Annotated in this window: 12 protein-coding genes and 2 pseudogenes; 10 read left to right on the top strand and 4 right to left on the bottom strand. The window is 40.4% G+C overall.

All coding sequences use genetic code 11. From position 1 onward, the window contains the following. The first annotated feature begins 21 nt into the window (after positions 1-21). The 6 genes from V7K25_RS30235 (at position 22) to V7K25_RS30210 (ending at position 14144) form a co-directional block, all read left to right on the top strand. Positions 22-4695, top strand: a complete 4674-nt coding sequence (locus V7K25_RS30235) for a type I polyketide synthase (RefSeq protein ID WP_335163395.1) — start codon at positions 22-24, stop codon at positions 4693-4695. Positions 4696-4800: 105 nt separating this feature from the next. Then, the gene (locus tag V7K25_RS30230) at positions 4801-8907 is read left to right on the top strand and encodes a non-ribosomal peptide synthetase (RefSeq protein ID WP_335163393.1); all 4107 of its coding nucleotides are present in this window, start codon (positions 4801-4803) and stop codon (positions 8905-8907) included. A 5-nt stretch (positions 8908-8912) separates the two neighbouring features. Beyond that, a complete protein-coding gene (locus V7K25_RS30225; RefSeq protein ID WP_335163391.1) occupies positions 8913-10292 on the top strand; it encodes a cytochrome P450 in 1380 nt (459 codons plus the stop codon). Positions 10293-10312: 20 nt separating this feature from the next. Beyond that, entirely contained in the window at positions 10313-11695 is a 1383-nt protein-coding gene (locus V7K25_RS30220) for a cytochrome P450 (protein ID WP_335163389.1), read from the top strand. Between the two features lie 21 nt (positions 11696-11716). Further along, the gene (locus V7K25_RS30215; RefSeq protein WP_335163387.1) at positions 11717-12748 is read left to right on the top strand and encodes a sucrase ferredoxin; all 1032 of its coding nucleotides are present in this window, start codon (positions 11717-11719) and stop codon (positions 12746-12748) included. A gap of 25 nt (positions 12749-12773) precedes the next feature. After that, positions 12774-14144: an MATE family efflux transporter gene (locus V7K25_RS30210; RefSeq protein WP_335163385.1), complete on the top strand. Its 1371-nt coding sequence runs from the start codon at positions 12774-12776 to the stop codon at positions 14142-14144. A 36-nt stretch (positions 14145-14180) separates the two neighbouring features. On the opposite strand, the gene V7K25_RS30205 is transcribed toward V7K25_RS30210, so the two are convergent. Continuing rightward, on the bottom strand, positions 14181-14318 hold the full coding sequence (locus V7K25_RS30205) for a transposase (protein ID WP_442948135.1): 138 nt from the start codon (positions 14316-14318) through the stop codon (positions 14181-14183). Between the two features lie 144 nt (positions 14319-14462). Here V7K25_RS30205 and V7K25_RS30200 point away from each other — a divergent pair, with 144 nt between their 5' ends. From V7K25_RS30200 to V7K25_RS30190, 3 genes are all read left to right on the top strand, one after another. Continuing rightward, the gene (locus tag V7K25_RS30200) at positions 14463-14705 is read left to right on the top strand and encodes a hypothetical protein (protein WP_335163383.1); all 243 of its coding nucleotides are present in this window, start codon (positions 14463-14465) and stop codon (positions 14703-14705) included. Positions 14706-14731: 26 nt separating this feature from the next. Then, on the top strand, positions 14732-14971 hold the full coding sequence (locus V7K25_RS30195) for a transposase (protein ID WP_335163381.1): 240 nt from the start codon (positions 14732-14734) through the stop codon (positions 14969-14971). Between the two features lie 207 nt (positions 14972-15178). Continuing rightward, complete coding sequence (locus tag V7K25_RS30190; protein WP_335163379.1) at positions 15179-15319, top strand: hypothetical protein; 141 nt, start codon at positions 15179-15181, stop codon at positions 15317-15319. Here the strand turns inward: V7K25_RS30190 and V7K25_RS31745 are convergent. Further along, on the bottom strand, positions 15272-15631 hold the full coding sequence (locus tag V7K25_RS31745) for an SDR family NAD(P)-dependent oxidoreductase (protein WP_442948134.1): 360 nt from the start codon (positions 15629-15631) through the stop codon (positions 15272-15274). The genes V7K25_RS30190 and V7K25_RS31745 overlap by 48 nt on opposite strands. A gap of 69 nt (positions 15632-15700) precedes the next feature. Continuing rightward, positions 15701-15922: pseudogene (locus tag V7K25_RS30180) on the bottom strand (IS701 family transposase); the annotation flags it as partial. A 116-nt stretch (positions 15923-16038) separates the two neighbouring features. On the opposite strand from V7K25_RS30180, the pseudogene V7K25_RS30175 reads away from it, so the two are divergent. After that, a pseudogene (locus V7K25_RS30175) lies at positions 16039-17125 on the top strand (transposase). A 112-nt stretch (positions 17126-17237) separates the two neighbouring features. On the opposite strand, the gene V7K25_RS30170 reads toward V7K25_RS30175, so the two are convergent. Next, positions 17238-22370, bottom strand: coding sequence for a trifunctional serine/threonine-protein kinase/ATP-binding protein/sensor histidine kinase (locus V7K25_RS30170; RefSeq protein ID WP_335163376.1), 5133 nt, complete (start codon positions 22368-22370; stop codon positions 17238-17240). Positions 22371-22628: the final 258 nt, after the last annotated feature.

Below are 22628 nucleotides of genomic sequence, written 5' to 3'. Positions count from 1 at the left end.
TTAAATTAATTTAACAAAAATATGACTATTAATGCAAAGATTGAACAAAATATAGATTTAGACATAGCATTAGTTGGAATGTCAGGTCGGTTTCCTGGGGCAAAAAATATTGATGATTTTTGGCATAATTTACAAAATGGAGTTGAGTCTGTTTCATTTTTATCCAATGACGATTTACTAGATTTAAATCTTGAAGAGACTGTTTTAAATAACCCAAATTATGTTAAAGCCGCACCTGTACTGGAAGATATTGAGAGTTTTGATGCTAGATTCTTTGGTTTTAGCCCTAAAGAAGCTGAAATAATGGACCCCCAACATCGGCTTTTCATGGAGTGTGCTTGGGAAGCTCTGGAAAAGGCTGGATATGACTCAGAAATTTATCAAGGATTGATTGGTGTTTATGCTGGTATAAGCACAAACTCTTATTTTTTACACAATATTTATCAAAATTATAATTTAACGAATTTAACAAATTTATATTCTCTTAACAAAGATTTTTTGACTACAAATATTTCATATAAATTAAATCTCAAAGGGCCAAGTATCGGTATCCAAACTTACTGCTCTACTTCATTAGTTGCTGTACATTTAGCCTGCAAAAGTTTACTGGATGAAGAGTGTGATATTGCTTTAGCGGGTGGGGTAACAGTCAAAGTTCCACAAAAGTCAGGCTATTTTTATCAAGAAGGGGGAATTTTTTCGCCTGATGGTCATTGTCGAGCTTTTGATGCTAAAGCGCAAGGTACTATTTTTGGCAGTGGGGTGGGAATTGTCGTTTTAAAAAGATTAAAAAATGCGATCGCAGATAGAGACTACATTTATGCAGTTATTAAAGGTTCAGCAATCAACAACGACGGTTCTTTAAAAGTTAGTTATACAGCACCTAGTGTAGATGGTCAAGCAGAAGTAGTCGTAGAGGCTTTAGCAAATGCTGGAATAGATGCTGATGATATCTCGTATATAGAAACTCATGGAACAGGAACAGCTACTGGCGATCCGGTAGAAATCGCAGCGCTAACTAAGGCTTTTCGTAACTTCACTAACAAAAATGGCTTCTGCTCTATCGGTTCAGTAAAACCAAATATCGGACATATAGATACAGCATCTGGTGTAGCAAGTCTCATCAAGACTGTCTTAGCATTAAAATACAAAAAAATACCTCCGAGCATAAATTTTGAAGTTCCGAATCCTCAGATTGATTTTGTTAACAGTCCCTTCTATGTCAACACTAAACTTACCGAATGGAAAACTAAAAACACTCCACGTCGGGCTGGAGTTAGTTCTTTGGGATTTGGTGGAACTAATGCCCACGTAATTCTGGAAGAAGCCCCTGAAATTAAACATTTTGAAGAATCTAGACCTTGGCAAGTGCTGTTATTATCAGCTAAAACTAGTTCGGCACTTGAAACTGCAACTACAAATATGGTCGCATATTTAAAACAGCATTTGGATATAAATTTAGCTAATGTGGCTCACACATTACAAGTAGGTCGCAAGGCTTTTAACTATCGCCGAATGTTGGTATGTCGAGATATTATGGATGCAGTAACTACCTTGGAAATACAGGATCAAAAACGGGTTTTTACTGTACACCAAGAGCATAGAGAACAGTCTGTCATCTTCATGTTTTCGGGGCAAGGGGCGCAATATGTGCATATGGGACGAGAACTGTATGAGGTAGAACCGACATTCCGGAAATATGTTGATATCTGTGCCCAGATTCTCCAACCATTGCTCAATCTTGATATTCGCCAAATACTCTTCCCTAAAGAACAAGAAATTGAAGTTGCTACACAACAACTGCAACAAACAGCAATTACCCAACCAGCACTATTTGTTATAGAGTATGCTCTTGCCCAATTGTGGATGGAATGGGGAGTGCAACCGATAGCGATGATTGGTCACAGCATCGGAGAATATGTTGCAGCCACAATTGCAGGTGTGTTTTCCCTAAAAGATGCAATAGAAGTGGTGGCAGCTAGAGGAAAACTGATGCAACAGTTGCCTCAAGGGAGTATGCTGGCAATTGCGTTACCAGCAACAGATGTACAATTTCTTTTAGATGCACAGCCATTGGTGGAACTCGCAGCGATTAACAGTCCATCTGCGTGTGTGGTTTCTGGTAGTGTAGAAGCGATCGCTACATTCCAAAACCAATTATCCTCCAAAGGAATAGAATCTCGCCTGTTGCATACATCTCATGGATTTCATTCTCTGATGATGCAACCGATGTTAGAAGCATTTGTCCAGGCTGTGAACAAAGTCAAACTCAACCCGCCGCAGATTCGCTTCATATCCAATGTCACTGGTAGTTGGATTACTGACCAACAAGCCACAAGTCCTAACTATTGGAGTCAACATCTGCGGCAAACTGTGCAATTTTCTGCTGGGATATCGCAACTCTTAGAGCAATTTGAAGGTGTTTTCTTGGAGGTGGGACCGGGACGAACGTTAAGTACATTAACAACCCAGCATCTCAAACCTGATGCCAAACAACTTGTGCTGACTTGTTTACGCCATGCTAAAGAACAACAATCCGATGTTAGCTTTTTGTTGCAGACATTAGGTCGGGTGTGGTTGGCTGGTGTAGAAATAGATTGGTCAGGATTTTATACTCACGAACGCCGCCATCGTCTGCCTTTACCTACTTATCCTTTTGAACGTCAACGATATTGGATTGATGCAAAATCACCATCACTTTCTTCAAGTAGCAATATAACTTTAGATAAAAAACAAGACATTGCTGACTGGTTTTATATCCCCTCATGGAAACGTTCTTTGCTACCTCATTTAACCTCCCCATCTCGTGCAGAGTCTTTTGACAAGGAATGGCTACTATTTGTTGATGACTGTGGAGTAGGTGTCCAGTTAATTAACAGACTGGAACAGCATGACAAAAATGTAATTGTTGTAGAGAAGGGACAAGAGTTTCGCAAATTGCGTGAGGGTGTATACACTATTAATCCGCAAAACCGCGATGACTATGATGTTTTATTTAAAGAACTGATTTTACTGGGTAGGATTCCCCAAAACATTGCTTATTTATGGAGTCTGAATACTTTTGGAAATCGTCAATTAAGTAAATATTTAGTATTTCAAAGTTTGTTGTTTTTAACTCAAACTATTGGTAAGGAGAAAATTAGCGTAGACGCCTTAGCGGCTTGCCAAAAGCATCGCTTGCAAATCTGGGTTATATCGAACCAAATCCAAGAAGTTAACGGTAACGAAACTCTCGACCCAGAGAAAGCAACGGTGTTAGGGTTATGTAAGGTTATTCCTCAAGAATATCCTAATATTAGTTGCCGAAATTTAGATTTTGTTTTAACGAACCGCAGAGGCGCAGAGAACGCAGAGAGAGGAGGAGGAGATTTTGATAGTCATATTGTAGACCAGATTATAAATGAGTTTATAGCTTTGTCGCCTGATTTGGTTGTTGCTTATCGCGATCGCTACCGTTGGATACAAACATTTGATTCAGTACATTTATCAGCAGTTGCAGACAAAAATATATTGAGAAAAGAAGGTGTTTACCTGTTTCCAGGTGGACTCGAAAGTTTTGCAGTTGTGCTGGCTGAGTATTTGGCAAAAACTCTCCAAGCGAAACTTATATTCATTGAAGATTCTACTTTCCCTGAAAATGATGAATACTTGCAATGGCTTGAAACTCACGGTCAGAAAGATGAAGTAAGTCGAAAAATTCAAAAAATATTAGCATTAGAAGAATTAGGTGCAAAAGTTGTGGTCATGCGTACAGATCCAACTAACTATGAACAAATGCACCGGATTTTAGGATTAGACAATATTGGTCAAATTCATGGAGTAATCTCTTCAGTTGGAATAACGCGCGAAAATATATCTTGCTCAATAGCACAAATTCAGAAAACAGAGTTAGAAAAGTTACTTGACACTCAAATTCATAAAATAACTATTTTAGAAAAAGTATTACAAAATCAAAAATTAGATTTTTGTATTATTCTTTCTTCTTTATCTTCCGTTATTGGAGGATTCGGGTTAGCATTATATTCAGGAGTTAACCAACTAATAGATACTTTTACTCAAAGACATAACCAAACTAGCTATTTGCCCTGGAAAATCATAAATTTGGATAAATTGCAACTGAATGCAACCCAAGAAGAAAAAATACTCACACAGACATCTGGGGTAGAATTAGCAATCACCGAGACAGAAAGTATAGAAGTCTTTAAAAGGGTATTTTCTTTAGCAGAGGGAACTCAGGTTGTTGTTTCTACTTTAGATATTAAAGCCAGGTACGAATACGCATCGCGTATGCTTCCTGATCGCACATTTAACGGCGACTCGATCACAAACGCAAAATTTTCCAATCAATTAGACTCATCCTCACGCTATTCTAGACCTAACCTCAGTAATTCCTATGTTGCTCCGACTAACGAGTTAGAAAAACAAATTGTGGAAATCTGGCAAGAAGTTTTGGCGATTACAGAAGTTGGTATTTATGACAATTTCTATGAATTGGGAGGAGATTCCCTCATCGCTACCCAATTAGTTTCTCGATTACGAGCAAAGTTTCCTGTAGAGTTACCTCTACGCGACCTTTTACTGCAAGCGATGATCCCAGCTAAACAAGCAGAAATGATCGAGCAACTTCTCTTTGAAAAAATCGAAGAATTATCAGAAGATGAGGTGGCACTTCTTTTAGGTAATGATATTCCCTAATCAATTTTAATAATTATCTGCGACTCGGCGTTACATTACATTTCATAGAATTTGATATTAAACAGCATAACTATCAACTGAAAAAATATTAAATGACTCTTAACAATGGATAAACAATACTCTAATTTATCAACGAAAAAAAAAGCTCTCTTAGAGAAATGGAAGAAGGGAAAATTTTCAGGTGATACAATTCCTAGACATCAAACCTACCAGAATATTCCCTTGTCTTTCTCTCAACAAAGATTGTGGTTTATTGACCAACTTTATCAAGGTAGTTCCTTCTACAACATTTCGAGTGCATTTCATTTAAAGGGACTACTGAATATAACAGCACTTCAGCAAAGTCTTAATGAAATCCTCAAGCGTCATGAAGTCTGGCGCACAAATTTTACAACTGTCAATGGACAACCAGTGCAGGAGATTGCACCGGAATTAAATTGGGACTTGCCAAGTATTAACCTTGAGCATTTATCTGGCAAAGATTGGGAAGGAGAGGTTAAACAACTTGCAGCTATTGAGAGCAAGAAACCCTTCAATTTAGCTAAAGGGCCTTTAGTCAGAGCAACTTTACTGCGCTTGGGTAAGGAAGAACACATTTTCCTTTTGACGATGCACCACATTATTACGGATGGATGGTCTGTTGGTGTATTCTTACAAGAGTTGGCGACGCTGTATGCAGCTTTTTCCACAAATCAGCCGTCTCCTTTACCTGAACTTCCTATTCAGTATGCAGATTTTGCAGTTTGGCAGCGCGATCGCTTACAAGGTGAATTACTAGAAACCCAATTCAATTACTGGAAACAACTACTAAGCGGCGAATTACCTTTACTACAATTGCCTACAGATCGTCCGCATCCTGCCGTTGCTACTTTTACTGGTGCCAAGCAATACTTCACGTTTTCTAAAACCTTAACAGATGCGCTTAATCAAATCAGCCAGCGCGAAGATGTAACTTTATTTATGACTTTGGTGGCAGGATTTAATACATTACTGTACTGCTATACAAATCAAAAAGACATCCTAGTTGGTTCTCCAATTGCTAATCGCAACCGAACGGAATTAGAAGGAATGCTGGGTTTATTTGTCAATACTTTGGTGTTGCGTAATAACCTTAGTGGTAATCCTAGCTTCCGTGAATTCTTACATCGAGTCCGTGAGGTGACTCTTAATGCTTATGCACATCAAGATTTGCCTTTTGAGAAACTTGTAGAAGAATTGCAACCAGAGCGCGACTTAAGCCGGAATCCACTTTATGAAGTGATGTTTGTCCTGCAAAATACACCAATGTCTGTACAGGAAGTTTCTGGTTTAACCTTGCGTACTTTGCAGTTCGATAGCGGTACGGCTCAGTTGGATATTTTTGTATCGATGTCCGAATCCCAACAGGGATTAACAGGGTTTTTGGAGTACAATACGGACATTTTTGATTCAGTAACAATCACCCGATTTATCAGTAATTTTCAAACTTTATTAGAAAGCATTGTTGCCAATCCAGAGCAGCGGATTTCCGAATTATCACCATTAACTGCTAAAGAGCGATCGCAACTATTATTCGAGTGGAATCAAACTCACACAGATTATCCTCAAAATGCGTCTCTCCATCAATTATTTGAGCAGCAAGTAAAGTTAACACCTGATGAATTAGCATTAATTAGTCAATCAGAACAACTAACTTATCGGCAACTTAATCATCGGGTTAATCAGCTAGCCCATTATTTACAAAAACAGGGGATAACTCAAGAAAGTCTTGTTGCAATTTGTCTAGAACGATCTGTAGAAATGGTTGTGGGGATTCTGGCTATTCTCAAAGCTGGTGGTGCTTACATTCCCCTCGATCCAAGTTATCCAGTGGAACGCCTTAGTTTCATGCTTTTTGATTCTCAAGCATCGCTGTTAATCAGTCAACAAAAGATATTAGAAAGGCTACCTGCATCTTTAGTCAAAACTCTTTCCCTAGACATCCACAAAGGCGAAATTATTCAAGAAAGCCAGGAAAACCCCATTAACACGTCGAAAGCTGATAACTTAGCTTATATTATCTATACTTCTGGTTCTACTGGCAATCCTAAAGGTGTTCTTGGAACTCATCGTGGTACAGTCAATGGCTTGCACTGGCTATGGAAAACTTATCTCTTCACCAAAGGGGAGATTTGTTGCCAGAAAACAGCTATTAGTTTTGTAGATTCAGTATGGGAGATTTTTGCACCATTACTTCAAGGAATTCCGACTGTAATTATTCCGGATGCAATTGTCAAAGACCCACAATTGTTTATAGAAAGTTTGACACATCAAAAAGTTACGCGGATAGTACTAGTACCCTCACTACTGCGCTTACTTCTAGATAACTACAGTCATCTGATTAAAAATTTATCGCATCTAAAACTTTGGATAACCAGTGGTGAAGCACTATCTGTTGATTTGGCTAAAAATTTCCGAAAACTGCTGCCATCTGCCAAATTAATTAACCTTTATGGCTCATCAGAAATTTCTGCTAATGTCACTTCCTACGACGCCAGCTTATTGCCAGAAAAATTAACTAGCGTTCCTATTGGTCGCCCTATTGATAATACTCAAGTTTATGTACTAGATAGTTATTTAAAACCAACTCCTGTAGGAGTTTTTGGTGAACTTTATGTTGGTGGCGATGGATTAGCAAGGGGATATTTACATCGTGCTGAATTAACTCAAGAACGTTTTATTAATAATCCCTTTGTCCCAGAAAGCAAACTTTACAAAACTGGCGACTTGGTACGTTATCTTAACGATGGCAATCTTGAGTATTTAGGTCGCCGTGATGACCAAGTAAAAATTCGTGGCTTTCGAGTAGAACTGGGGGAAATTGCCGCAGCGATCGCTCAACATCCAAATGTGCGAGAATGTGTTGTCATTGCCCACGATGATGCTCAAGGCTCAAAGCGTCTGATTGCATATATAGTGACTCCCCTGCAAGAGATAGGGCAAGAGTTGTTGCCCTACTTACAACAAAAGCTGCCGAATTATATGATCCCGGCTGCTTTTGTTGTATTGGATGCAATACCCCTAACACCCAATGGCAAAGTGGACAAGTCATCGCTTCCAACCACTGAGGTTATCCGAGCCAATGCCATTCTATCTTTTGTTGCTCCCCGGAATTTTACAGAATTGGCTTTGGTGAAGATTTGGGAAAATCTCCTGAATAATCACCCAATTGGGGTTACAGATAACTTTTTTGACATCGGTGGTCACTCCTTTTTAGCTGTTCGCTTAATGGCGCAAATTTATGACCGATTTGGACATAATCTTCCCCTATCTACTCTTTTTGAAAAACCGACAATTGAAAAACTAGCAACTATTATTAGTGAGCCGTCCCGTGAGAAATCGAACTCTCCTCTAGTCGCAATTCAGGCTTCCGGTTCCAGAACGCCTTTCTTTTGTATGCATGGCGCTGGTGGAGGAATTCGTAATTATTTCAACTTGTCTCGAAGATTGGGTGAAGACTATCCCTTTTATGCTTTAGAAGATATCCCTAAAGAAGAAGAACCCGAAATCATTTCAGTGGAGGAAACAGCCGCTCGCTATCTCCAAGAAATTCGTCAGGTACAACCGAATGGACCTTATTTTTTGGGTGGTCATTGTTACGGTGGTGTCATTGCCTTTGAAATGGCGCAACAATTGCAAAGGCAAGGTCAAACTGTAGGTTTGTTAGTTGTGATCGATGCTATATTGCCAGAAATCACCATCAAACCAGGAGAAGACGACGATGCCAAATTCTTACTCCGGATGGCTGAATCGATAAAAACTAGCAATAATATAGACTTTTCTCTTCCTTTTGAGGAACTGCAAAATTTACCAGTAGATGAGCAATTTCATTTGGTGAATGAAAAAGCAAATTTCATTTTTAGCGACACAGAGATTCAGGATTTTCTCAGTTATTACAAACTTTTTAAAGTTCACGTCCAAGCCATGCGAGATTATGTCCCGCAGATTTATCCTCACTCCATGACTCTTTTACGAGCTACTGAGAAAATTATTCATGATTTTGAAAGTCCAGAATTCCATACTGATGACCCTTTCCTAGGTTGGGGCAAATGTTGTAGCCAACCTATTCAGGTTATTGAAGTTTCAGGAGATCATTTCTCGATGTTAGTTGAACCTCATATTCAGGTATTAACCAGACAGTTGAGAATTTGTATTGATCGTGCTCACTTTTGTATAGAAAACGCGAGTAAATAAGACTAATGAAACTACCAGCAGGGCCGAAAACTCCCAATTGGCTGCTGAATCAGCAATTCCAAGCTGACCCCTTTGGCTATATGGATGCAATTTCTCAACGTTATGGCGACACGATCACCATCATGTCTGGTTTTACACCAACGGTACACGTCAGCAATCCCTTGGGGATAAAGCAGATTTTTACTAACACCAAAGAAATTACAGCTAGGGGTATGTTGAACCGAAGTTTTGCCTTTATGACAGGGAACCAAGGAGTACTTCAACTCGATGGCTCACGTCACAAACATCGGCGGAAACTTTTAATGCCTGCCTTTCATGGTGCGCGGATGCAAGCTTGTGGGCGACGTATTTGCGAACTCACAAAAAAAATCATGAGTCAACAGGTGGTTGGTAAACGTTTTCTTGCTTACCCTATCATTGAAGATATCACCCTGCGGGTGGGTGTAGAGGTCGTCTTGGGCTTAGATGAGGGAGAACACTATGACAAAGTTAACCATCTATTTGCTAGTGCAAACAAACAATCCCAATCTCGTCTTTTTAAACTTGCCACAAAATTACCCTTTGGGCAAAAGGATTTAGGTCGGTGGAGTCCGTGGGGATACCGTCTGCACCTGCGAGAGGAAATTTTCCAATTACTCTACGCCCAAGTCCAAGAACGTCGCCAACAACCAGATGCTTCAGGCAACGATATCCTCTCGGATCTGATCTTTGCTCATGATGAATCAGGTGAATTATTAAGTGATGAAGAAGTGCGCGATCTCCTACTATCGCCCATATTTGCAGCTCAGGATGCTTCAGCAACTGCCATTGCTTGGGCAATGTACTGGATTCACCGTTTAAGAGCAGTTCGCGATCGCCTTCTTGAGGAACTTGATACCCTTGGTGAAGATCCAGATCCCATGAGTATTGTGGCATTGCCCTATCTCAGTGCTGTTTGTAACGAGGCTTTGCGAATTTACCCAACCCAGTTATTTACATTTCCCCGCTTGGTAGAGTCACCAGTTGAGGTAATGGGCCATGAATTGAGTCCGGGGACAGTACTCATTGGTAATATTTATTTGACGCATCAGCGGGAAGATTTATATCCACAACCAAAGCAATTTCAGCCAGAGCGTTTTCTCGAAAAACAATTTTCTCCCTATGAATTTCTGCCCTTTGGCGGCGGTGCGCGTAATTGTATTGGTGGGGCTTTTGCTTTGTTTGAAATGAAACTTGTACTGGCGACAATTCTTTCACGTTATCAATTAGCGCTGGTTGACAAGCGACCAGAAAAACCACAATTTGGGGGTCTGATTTGTTACCCGGCTAGTGGCGTAAAAATGTTCATGCATGGTCGTCGTCAGCATCAAGGACAGTCGCAGCCATCGGTTGTTAGTTCAGTTTAATAAACAATTAAAAAATACTAATGAAATTACCTGAAGGGCCAAAAGCTTCCCCCCGGTGGCTGAGTCGTCAATTTAAGACTAATCCCCTCGGATTAATGGATGCTATGAGCGATCGCTATGGTGATATTTTCACTGTTATGGCTGATTCTACACCAATAGTTTATGTCAGCAACCCACAGGGGATAAAGCAGATTTTTACTAGTGCCAAAGAAATTACAGCTTCTGGTAAGTTGAACCAAGGTGGCGCTCTCCTCGTGGGAAATAACGGATTACTTATGCTTGATGGCTTGCGCCATAAACATCGGCGTCAATTATTGATGCCTCCCCTGCACGGAACTAGGGTAAAAGCATACGGGCAGCGTATCTGTCAAGTTACAGATAAAGTCATGAACAATCTGGCTATCGGCAAACCTTTGTTCGCTTATCCGACTGTGCAAAAAATTACCCTTGAGGTAATATTACAAGCTTTGTTTGGTTTGGATGAGGGAGAGCGTTATGAACAATTTAGGCAACTCCTTTCTAATTTATTAAGTTTCGCCCGTTCTCGCTGGCTAAAATTAGCCCTGTCATATCCCTTCCTCCGACAGGATTTAGGTCGGTGGAGTCCGTGGGGATATTGGCTTGACCTGCAACGGCAATTTGACAAACTCCTCTACACTGAAATTGCAGAACGGCGATCGCAACCTGACCCTTCCCGCACCGATGTCCTCTCTGAACTAATACTTGCTCACGATGAAACAGGTGAAGCAATGACTGATCGGGATATACGCGATATATTCCCATCATTGTTATTCGGTGGTCAGGATGCATCAGCCACTGCCATAACTTGGTCATTGTACTGGATTCACCGTTTACCTACTGTTCGCGATCGATTACTTCAAGAACTCGATACGCTAGGTGAATCCCCAGATCCGATGGAGATTGTTGCACTACCCTACCTCAGTGCTGTGTGTAATGAAGCACTACGAATTTATCCGACTCAGGTAGTCACATTTCCCCGATTAGTAGAATCACCAATTCAGGTGATGGGCTACGAATTGAGTCCAGGGACAGTAGTCATCGGCTGTATTTATCTGACGCATCAGCGTGAGGACTTATATCCACAACCGAAGCAATTCCAGCCAGAGCGCTTTCTGGAGCGACAATACTCTCAGTATGAATTTTTACCATTTGGTGGTGGCGCTCGTCGCTGTCCAGGTGAGGTATTAGCGCTTTTTGAAATGAAGCTAGTTTTAGCAACAATTCTCTCACACTACCAACTAGCCCTAGCGCATCCAGAAAAAGTAGAAAAACCCCGGGCTAGAGGTGTTAATTATCCCCCGGCTAGTGGCTTGAAAATGTTAATGCTCAGTCGGCGTGCATCTCAAGAGCGATCGCCACAGCTGGTTAATAATTTGACTTAAATATGCAACTAACTCATAAATATGCAAACCCAACAAACCGATCAACTTCCCTTGACAGATTGTCGTTTTTGCTCACTGGTTTCTCAAGCTAACGGAGAAGATCCAATTGGTACAGCAGGGACTTGTGACCATTGGTTAATTATGGAACTTCCACAACCTTGGCCGGAAAACATCTTTGAGGAACATCCGAGAATAAAACCACTGTTGGGTCTGTTCCAAGAGTTAGTGGTCAAACATGGGGTCAAGCTGCGACCAATGTTAATTGCTCCCGATCGCGAGTACTCCCACCCTGGCTTCAGCCGCTTACTCTACTACTATCGTTCTACGGAGATGTTTTCTCGGTTTGAAAAACAAGAGTTTGTTGTCCCAGAGGAGGAAACAACTGCTTTGGTAACGGCAATACTGAAGCAGTTGATGCAACAGCCTAACGATTTATCAAAGTTTCAGCAGTATCAGCAACAAACCAATCACATCCGAGAACTCATGGTTTGCACTCATGCTCAAGTTGACCTTGCTTGTGGCAGATTTGGCACTCCTATGTATCGGCGATTACGTAAAGAATATGCTCCTGCTTCCAACGGGAAGTTAAGAGTGTGGCAAACAACCCATTTTGGCGGTCATCAGTTTGCCCCGACTCTAGTTGATTTACCCCAAGGATGCTTATGGGGACACTTAGTGCCAGAAGTGCTGGATTTACTGATACTGCGGAATGGTTCAGTCTCTGACCTGCGTCAGTTCTACCGAGGATGGGCGGGTTTAACCAAGTTTGAGCAAATTGCTGAACGCGAAATTTGGATGCAGTTGGGTTGGACTTGGCTCGATTATTTGAAAGCTGGTGAAGTGCTGGCAAAAGAGGAAGTTCATGAAGAGGATCATGCTAACTGGGCTGATGTACGCATTCATTTTGCCGCGGCCGATGGCAGCATATCAGGTACTTATGAAGCCAGAGTTGAAGTCAATGGTGAGGTTATGAGTACATTGAACTCAGGGAAAGAAATGGAGTTAGAAGCGGTAAAGCAATATCGCGTTAGCCGTTTAGTGAAGGTTGATTAAACAGTAACAATTTGAAAACTTTAAAATGACTGCACAAAAACAATCTCAACTGACAAATGAGATCCTCCAAGGTAATCTCATTAAACTGATGTTCAAGTTATCATTTCCTGGTATTTTCGGAATGCTACTACTAGGCTTGAATACTTTTACCGATGTTTTATTTGCAGGGCAATTTATTGGTGAAACTGCCGTTGCAGGGATCTCGCTTGCATTACCCCTCACAAATATATTAATTGGATTTGCTCTGTTAGTTGGGGTAGGTTCTGCTTCTGTTCTCAGTCGAGCTATTGGTTCTGGAGATATCAAAACCCAGTCCAAAATCTTTGGCAATTTAATCGTCATGAGTGTGATTATCTGTTTTTTTGTCACAACTATTAGCTACACATTTGGTGAAGAATTCATTAGATTCATGGGAGGAAATGGTGAAGTTGCCTCTGCGGGGTCAAAATATTTTAAGACTTATATGCTTGGTTCAGGATTTTTTATCCTAGCGGTAGCTTCTAGTCAGATTATCAAATCAGAAGGCAAAATCAGACTAGCCACCATCTTTTCAGGCATTTTTGTGATCGTTAATATTACCTTAGATATCATATTTCTCAGTGTCTTTCACTGGGGTATTCAAGGATTAGCCCTTGCTAGTGTTATTGCAATGGTTATTTATAGTATTATAAATTTAACTTATTTTCTTTTTGGTAAAAGTTCTATCCCAGTTGATCCCAAAAAGTTTGTTCTGGCAATAGATTTACTACCTGCTATTTTATCAGTGGGAATACCAGCGCTACTTACTCAAGTTATGGGTTTAGTTGATAGTTTTGTGGTTTTGAAATCAATTTCTCATTACGGAACACATAATGATATAGCCTTTTACGGAGCAACACTAAGATTAACTTCATTGGCACACGTTCCTTTAAATGGTTTTACGCAAGCCTTACAACCTGTGATTGGTATAAATTATGGATCTCAAAATTATGATAGACTCAAAAAAGCTTATTTAACTTTTGCTATTGGTGGAACTACGTTATTAACATTACTTTGGATACCTCTACAATTATCCCCAAAAACATTTCTAGTTTGGCTGTTGCCAGACGTTATTTTTAATTACAATGATTTCCTAAATTTTCGTATTCTTAGTTTAATAATACTAGTCATACCCATTACTGCTTTTGGAGCAACCCTATTTCAATCTATAGGAAAAGGTAAAATAGTTACAAGTATAATTCTTTTAGATAGTATATTTATATTCATTCCTATAGTACTAGTTTTATCAAAAATGATGGGTGTTATGGGTGTATATTGCGGGATTTTAATAACAAATTTTGTAATTCTTTTAATTGCACTAGTCTTGACATTTTTAGAATTTAAGCATTTAACCAAAATGCAAATAAAAAAATACTAATAATAAAATTATTCCAGGGTTATCGCGTCTCAAACCCTATTGACAGAATGATTGTGCAAAATGTCTGAGTTTGAGCATACATAAGCCATAAGCCCTTCTTTTAATGAACTTAGTTTTCTGATTAATTCCTTCAACAATACCTTGAGTAGTTCGGCGCTCAAAATAACCGAGAATCTCATCTATCGATTTACTAATAGTTCGACAAGTTTTCGGGAAAATTTATAAGCTATTTCCGTCCATTCTAGGAATTTATGTATCGCATAACATTATGCCTATGCAACTTTATATGTGATTACTAAGAATATGCGAACAAAACGAATGATTAATCTTGTTTATAAATTTACGCTTCTTCTATCAATCTTACCAGAAAAAGAGATAGAGAATGCTGCGCCTTGGTCGATACCAATATCAGGAGAAAGGGTATCCCTTAATAAAAGTGGCGTTGAAGTAGGAAGCGAACAAATCAAAGCAGTAATGTGTGATTCATCGCCTCATTGGCATGAACAATTTTGCGTATTAGTAGTAGATACTGCTTATAGCCAACGTTATGAATATGTTTGAGCTTTTCCATTCACAAAAATTTAGTAGTGGTAGCCAGAGTTCGTAGTAATCGGATTCTCTACCAATCTCTACTTGTTGACGAGTCAAAGAAAAAACGTGGTTGTCCAAAAAAATACGGTAAGCGGTTTGATTTTGCTGATCCTGAAACTTGGCACGAGGCCGACGAAACAACACAAACACAGCAGACGACTCGTAAGGGTCGCGTTTTAAACTTTTTGTCCAAAGTCCAAAATATAAGCTCAACTGGCACATATCTTTCAATTTGAGGTAAATGCTTGCAAGCATTGATTGATAAACGTTATAGCCAAATTAATTTAATGTGACAGTTGGAAGCTAAATGTGCCAGTTGCGTAAGTCCTGGTTTATTGACAAAGGATTAAGCGATCGCTTCGAGGGTTGGAAAACAAATCAAACGAGAAATGCTGATTAAATCGATTGATTCTTAACCTCGGTGATAAGCAGGTATAATTTAGATGCGTTCGCCCTGGACTGGGGATGGGGTAATGCTGATCGCCACCTTGCCTGCATTTGGCACAAGACACCTTCTGCGTCCGGATGGATTAGCCTTAGAACATGCCGCCATTAACCGCGAGCGTGCTGCCTGTGATGTATGAGGCGTCATCGGAGACTAGAAATGCCACCGCAGCGGCGATCTCTTCTGGTTGAGCCAGACGCTGCAATATTACCTGACTCTTGAGCAAAGCATCGGGCGATACGTTTTGTAGAGCCGGGTGGGTGTAGCACTTGGCATTCTCTTGCGCCATGTCCGTTGCTGTGCCGCCAGGGGCGATCGCATTGATGGTGATTCCACGTTCTCCTAACTCAGGAGCCAAGTTGAGTACCATTGCTGAAACTGCTGCTTTGCTGGCAGCATAGAGCGTGTGATAGAAGACCGCAAACCAAGCACTGACTGAGGAAGTCAGCACGATCCGTATTACATAGATATTGATATCACCCTACTGGCTCTGACAAAATTAGTACGGTGTGCCGTCTTTGTGGACAAATCTCCACAAGCCTAGAGAAAGGATCAGCCAGTGATACATCCCAAGCAGAGTCCCCTGCCCAAAACGATGCAAACCAAAACGATCCTTTGCAGTTTTAAACCATCCTTCAATCTGCCATCGACGTTTACCCCACCATTTGAGGGTAGAAGTTTTAATCGGTCTAGTAGACAAAACAAAGCGTTTTTCTAATTTTCCGTTATCGCGCTTTAAGTAGGGCTTGCTGATTAAAGCTGAAACCCTTGTACAAACATTAATTGAGCTCTATAGGTTGGGTAAAAGTGCAAGAAAATCAGGTAAAATGGCTCAAAACCCTAACATCAGTAGAAAAAATGTATAGAAAAATTGAGACCCCACCCACCCCAATAGAAAAGTTTGAACTGCCATTTGAGGGGAAATTGGCAGAGGATAATAGATGGGTCATGATGGCTAACTTAATTCCTTGGTCAGAATTTGAAGATGAATATGCTCAACAATTTACGATTGAAATGGGGGCGCCTACAAAGTCCTTTCGGACAGCTATCGGAGCTTTAATAATTAAGGAAAGATTGGGATTAAGTGATAGAGAGACAGTAGAACAAATCAGAGATAATCCTTATTTACAGTAATTTATAGGGTTGAATAAGTATAGTAACGAAGCCCCATTTGAAGCATCAATGCTCGTCCATTTTAGACAAAGAATAGATATGGAATTAGTTAATAGAATGAATCGAAGTATGGTCAAAAATAGTCGAGAGGAAGAAAGTGAAGAAGTAAATGAAAAAAAGTTATTAGCAGTGGAGGAGAAGAAAAAATAAATGAACAAAGAAATCAAGGTAAATTAAAAATAGTCTTTCTCGTGTTGACGATAGAATAGTGAGTTTAACACAACCTCACGTCCGTCCAATCGTTAGAGGGAAAGCTGGTTCATCAGTAGAATTTGGAGCCAAATTATCAGCGAGTTGTTATGAAGGTTATGTATTTTTAGACCGAATTAGTTGGGATAATTTTAATGAATCAAGTGACTTAAAAGCGCAGATAGAAGCTTTTAAACTAGCAACAGGGTACTACCCAGAATCTGTACACGTAGACCAGATTTATCGAACTAAAGACAATAGAAAATGGTGTAAAGAAAGAGGAATTAGAATTAGTGGTATACCATTAGGACGACCTCCAAAAAATATCAGTAAATCAACAAAAAAACAGACACAATTAGACGAGAGAGACCGTAATTGTATTGAAGGAAAATTTGGAGAGGCTAAAAGAAGATATAGTCTTGACCGAATGATGACCAAACTTTCTAATACTTCAGAAACAGCCATTGCTATAACTTTTCTAGTCATGAATCTTTTCGCATTACTACGGCGGATTATTATGACTTTTTTTGTATTTATTTTAGGAAATACTGTATTTACCCTATTTTCAGGCTTGGGTGATTAGAAAATATTATATGAGTCAAAATGATTCATATAATAATTTATTGTTTCCACTTACAAGCAATGTTTATAGATTCTCGATCTGCCTTAAATATGACTTTTTCAGCAAGCCCTACTTAAACCAGAATCGATAAGGTAATTACAAATTCTGTTCCAACGCCTGGGGTAGAATTCACATTCAAAGTTCCACCATGTTTTTCTACAACAATAGACTGAGCGATCGCTAATCCTAATCCCGTTCCTTTACCAACACCTTTGGTGGTAAACAAGTGGTCAAATACTTTTTGTCTAACTGATTCACTCATCCCTTGACCATTGTCAGCAATCTTCACTTCTACCTGTTTCTCTTTCAATGAGGTGGTAATTTTAATCAAATTAGGATTTGCTTTAATCTCCTGAAAACTCCGACCTATATTTAATTCATCCAAGGCATCTATAGCATTTGCTATTAGATTCATAAATACTTGATTTAATTGTCCTGGAAAACACTTAATTTGGGGTAAGTTACCGTAGTCCGTCACTATTTCAATTGCCGGACGGCTGTCATTGGCTTTGAGACGATGTTTTAAAATTAGAATTGTGCTATCAATGCCTTCATGAATATCAAATCGAACTTTGTAATCTCTATCGGCACGGGAGAAAGTGCGAAGACTAGTACTAATATTTTTGAGCCTGTTGCACGCCATAGACATAGAATCAAGCATATTGGGCAAGTCTTCTAAACTATATTCCAAGTCTATTTCTGACTCGTGGTCTTTGATTTCCTTACTCTTATTGGGGAAAATTTCTTGATATAATTTCAAGTGTTCGATAATATCAGTAAACGTTGGTTTAGCTTGTTCGAGACTGGCAGAAATAAAACCAAGGGGATTATTCATTTCGTGAGCTACACCAGCAACTAAGTTACCCAAAGCAGACATTTTCTCACTTTGCACCATTTGTAATTGGGCGTTTTGCAAATCAGTTAGCGCTTGTTCTAGTAAGAGTGATTTTTTCTGTTCTTGGGCATAAAGTCGGGCATTTTCTAAAGAAATTGCCGCTTGAGCGCAAAGTAAGTTTAGCAGTTCAACGCGATCGCTCGTGAATGCCCCCGTCGCTAAATTATTCTCCAGATATAAAATACCCAGCAACTTCCCTTGATGCAAAATCGGGCTACACAAGATACTATGAGGCTGCTGACGAATAATATACGGGTCATTGGCTAAAGTCCGATCGGTGGCCGCATCAAACAGCACAACAGTTTGCCGATCGTGCTTGACTTTGTAAATTAGTCTCAGGGGAATATCCTGACTGTCTTCAATGGGAAGACGCTGCAACACGATTGGCTTTGACCCCTCAGTAATTGACCCTTCGATCGACAGGCGTGAGTCTCGCAAGAGCATGAACACGCATTTATCAGCCCCCGCATTTTTGATGACGATCGAAAGCAACGATGAAAGCAGTTTTTCAAATTCGATTTCGCCGGAAAGAGTTTGGGAAGCTTTAAGAATGGCGGCTAAATCTAAAGCCACAGAGATGCTGCTACTGCTGGAAGTTTCTCCACTGGTGGAGGTGACACTCCCCAATGTGAAGATAGTTTCGTTAGTTGATAGGGGAGAACGGGTTTGTTGGAGGATGGGAGCAAGCAGTTGGGGATAACGAATTTCCAGATCGGCGACTTTGGCTTTTGCACCCCAACGAGCATAGCCATAGTAGGCTCCGATCATGTAGTCCTCAGCTATGCGCTGTTTACCCCATGCCAAGTAAAACTTAGCGGCGAGTTCGTTGGCGAGAGCTTCTTCTTGAATGTAACCGTTGGCTTTGGCTCCGGCAATGGCGCGATCGTACAAATCTATTGCCTCTGCTTTATTTCCTAAAACCCGTTGCTTTTGGGCCTCCACTAAATGGCATTTATGCACATAATTCATCGGAGCATTTTGCGCCCATTGGTGCAAAGTGGTTTGATGAGTTTCTACTTCGGCGATAATTTCTGCTTGCTCTTGTTCTGGCTGCGTGGGAAAAAGTGCCAAGTGTGTCAAGGCTGCATAGAAATGAAAAATGGGAACAAACACCATTGCCGGTACCCCCATCAAATACTGTTTAGCTTGGGTAATGTTGTCTAGGGCAGCCGTGTAATTCCCCCATATGTAAGCAAGCAGTAGTTTTAGAATATAGACTTGGGCGAGCGAACTAAGTTCATTGTCCTGACGATACTTAGGAATCATCACTATTTCATCACAGGCTTGGCCGATTAAGCAATCCGGTTGACTTACAGTTTCCCGTAAGTTCTGCACTGTCTGCTGCGTTATCTCCAAAGCAGCTTGGACAGAGTATTGTTTCATCTGAGCCAAGGCAGTGTTGTAACCTGCTAATTCGATTTCCCAAGTGTCCAGTTCTACCCCAGCTAAAAACTTCATATAGCTGTAAGCGAGGATACTATAACTACCATTTAGAAAGTCGCCAGTTTCCATGCCAGCCGTGTAGCCATCTTTCAGCGTCGGTATCGTTGCTCTTAATGCTTCCTTCTGATGCTGAATAAAAGTCCCAAAATGAGCCAGAACTAAACACTTAAATTCGCGTGCATTCAACCGCTCCAGCAAGTTTAATGCTAATTGCCCAAAGCTATAGCCTATTTCCACCTCTCCAAAAAATGCACAGAGTACCATTCCATGAAGACTATACCCCGCAGTCGATGCAGGTGCATTCCCAAACTGAAGCGATAAACTCACCATCGTTGAGCTAAGAACGGGCAGCAATTCGGCCATTGTTTGGAAAATGGGGGTATCTAAAATACTTAACAATTGCATGGTAGCCTGAGTTTTGGCATCAGTCATAACAGGCAGGTCAACTAGTTCTTCAATCTTTCTGCCTTTCATAAGGTTAGCCAGAGTTTGTAGTGCCCGATCAATCGAGGCTTCGTCAGGCGCACTGGGGAATTCTAATCCCAATTGTCCCAGTGCATTTATCCCCACTGTGAACGCTTCCAAGTGCTTACTCTGGGCTGACCGTGCGGCGATTAAAAGTTCATAAGTTTTAACTTTATCTAAAATTGTCTGAGCTTCTTGCAACACCAGCGCTGCCATCTCTTCCATGCCGTCAAAGTTACCATTCAAATAAGCAGCTTCGGTAGCAGCAACATAGAAATTTAGGGTTAGTTCATACTGACTTTGCCAGCAGTCGGATCTCAGTAAATCCATCCCGGTTTGCAGATAAATTCTGGCAGAGGAGTATGCGGTAGAACTTCTGGCTTTACTTCCGGCTTTTAAGTTAAGTTGTGCTAAGGCTTCCCGTTCCTCTGGTTGAGTAATTAGCTCAATTCCTCGATTCAAATGCCCGACAATATCAAACAGTTTTTCCTCTTGTTCGATGTTTGAGAATTTTTCCTGAAGTAACTGTCCCATTTTGAGATGAGTTGCTATTTTTTGCTGTTCGGGAATCAAGGAATAGGCGGCTTGCTGAACGCGATCGTGCAAAAATCGATAAGTGGGATTCGCTGAAGCATTCAATGCTTCTTCACTGTCAGATTGGGTAAAGAATTTATAGATTTTGGTAGTAGGAATCACTAAGCCTTCCTGCAACGCTTTCCATAAAGCCGTAGCCGTATTTACTGCTGATTTCTCACTGACAATTACTAAGGTATTCAAATCAAACTGCGCTCCAATACAGGCCGCTAGTTTGAGCATTTCTTGAGTCTGGGTTGGCAATTTATCCAATTGCAAAGCCATGAATTCTACTACATCATCAGTAATTGCCAAGGCTTCGACTTGAGCCAGATCGCACTGCCAATGTTGAATTTCCCAATTAAAGCTAATTAACTTGTCATCATGCAATGCTTTGAGAAACTGGGTGGCAAAAAATGGGTTGCCTTGGGTTTTTTTGTACACCAATTCTGTCAACGGTTGAGCCTGGGATAATTTGCAATTGAGTGTATCTACTACTAACTGATTCATATCCACCAGGCTTAACGGTGACAAAGTAATTGTATTTACCCTCGCTCCCGTTTTGACAAGTTCATCTACGGTGAGGATGAATGGGTGAGCCGGTGACACTTCATTGTCTCGATACGCGCCTAATATTAACAGATGTCCCGTCTCTAACATCAATAATTTCAATAAGTTCAGCGATGCCGAATCTGCCCATTGTAAGTCATCTAAAAACATCACTAAGGGATGTTCAATACTTGTGAAGATTTGCACAAATTTTGGCAGGAGCAAATTGAAGCGATTTTGAGCGGCACTTCCTGATAGTTCCGTGGCTCTTGGCTGTGAGCCGATGATGTTTTCTAATTCAGGAATTACGTCAATTAAAACTTGTCCGTTGTCTCCGACGGCGGCTAATATCTGGGTTTTCCAACTTTGCAATTGGGCATCACTTTCACAGAGCAATTGTCCCATCAAATTTCGGAAGGCTTGGACAAAGGCACTGAAGGGAATGTTGCGTTGAAATTGGTCATATTTGCCTTTGATGAAGTAACCCCGTTGTCGGACAATGGGTTTATGAACTTCATTGACTACTGCGGTTTTTCCAATTCCTGAAAATCCTGCCACTAGCATCATTTCTGTGCTGCCTATGCTGACTCTTTCAAAGGCGGTTAATAGTTGATTAACTTCGGTTTCTCTGCCGTAGAGTTTTTCGGGGATGATGAAGCGATCACACACATCCCTACTCGCAATTTCAAAATTTTTAATTATACCAGAAAGTTGTAGCTGATGTAAACAATTTTGTAAATCAAATTTCAGTCCCAATGCACTTTGATATCTGGATTCGGCATTTTTTGTCATCAATTTCATGACGATATCTGACAAGACTTGCGGAATCTCTTCACTTTTGAACGCCAGTTGCTTCAAGTCGGCAGAGCCGCCCAACACACTGGCTCCTTTTGACTTTTGACTTTTGACTTCCCGAAGGGATGGTGGAAGTTTAGCAATATGAGAATGTACCAACTCCATTGGCTCGTTTGATTGAAATGGTAACTCTCCAGTAAGTAATTCGTAGAAAGTCACACCTAATGAATAGAAGTCAGTCCGGTAGTCAATTAAGCGATTCATTCTGCCGGTTTGTTCTGGGGAAATATAAGCTAGTGTCCCTTCTAAGACATTGGGATTGATTAGTGTTTGGGTTTCCCGTGGCAGTAAAGATGCAATACTAAAGTCAATTAATTTAACTTCTTTTGTTTCGGGATTAATTAAAATATTAGCGGGTTTAATATCTTTATGAATAATACGCTCCCGATACAATATATCTAATACTAATTTAATGTGAAGCTGCACTAAATGAGTAAGTCTCTATTCTTAGCACTCTTCTCTAACGAGACGCTACGCGAAGGCGTACTTGGCAGTTCGTTTAATATTCTGTGCATCTTCATACACAATTGGTATAAGGTATTGCATAGGGCGATCGCTATCTGTAAAAACTCCTGTAGAGACGTTGCATAGGGAGCATCCCATTTTTGCAGAAATACTGATTCATGAGTGTAGTATGGGGAGAACACAATACTTACTTAAACCATAGGCATGACCCCCGAAGAA

Source organism: Nostoc sp., from assembly GCF_036919495.1.
Classification (GTDB): Bacteria; Cyanobacteriota; Cyanobacteriia; order Cyanobacteriales; family Nostocaceae; genus Nostoc.
This window is presented reverse-complemented; position numbering and strand designations above follow the sequence as displayed.